Here is a 461-nt window from a genome sequence, read left to right on the forward strand (position 1 = left end):
GTATCGGTGTCCTTGTCGGCCTCTTCGGCCTCGACCTCGTCGAGGGACACGAGCTCGGGGCCCTCGGCCTCGTCCTCCTCTTCGACCGGCGCCTCCTTGCGGGCGACGACGGGAGGGGCCGCCCTGCCGAACGAGGTCGCGACCGCGGTCGGGACGACTTCGCCCGAGTAGGGGGAGACGACGGGATCCTTGTTGAGGTCGTAGAACTTCTTCCCCGTCGTCGGGCAGATCCGCTTTGTACCAAGGTCCGGACGCGCCACTGCAACTCTCCTTAAGAACGTGTTCGATGCCGGATCGCCGGCGTGGTTTCGACGGTGTGTAGCACAGGACGGCGCCCGGTGGCCCGCCTCGACCGAGACGGATCCCACGGGGCCGCCGCCGGGGCGGTGCCCGGCCCGACGCGCCCGCCCGGATGCCCGGGCCCGCGGTGCCGTACCGGTCCGTTGCCCCCAGCCCATGAC

Annotated in this window: 1 protein-coding gene; it reads right to left on the bottom strand. The window is 70.9% G+C overall.

What is annotated here, in order from left to right; genetic code table 11:
• A partial coding sequence (locus JZ792_RS43690) for a TIGR02300 family protein (protein ID WP_216918438.1) occupies positions 1-260 on the bottom strand: 260 nt, incomplete at its 3' end.
• Between the last annotated feature and the right edge of the window lie 201 nt (positions 261-461).

Source organism: Nocardia noduli, from assembly GCF_019038455.1.
Classification (GTDB): Bacteria; Actinomycetota; Actinomycetes; order Mycobacteriales; family Mycobacteriaceae; genus Nocardia; species Nocardia noduli.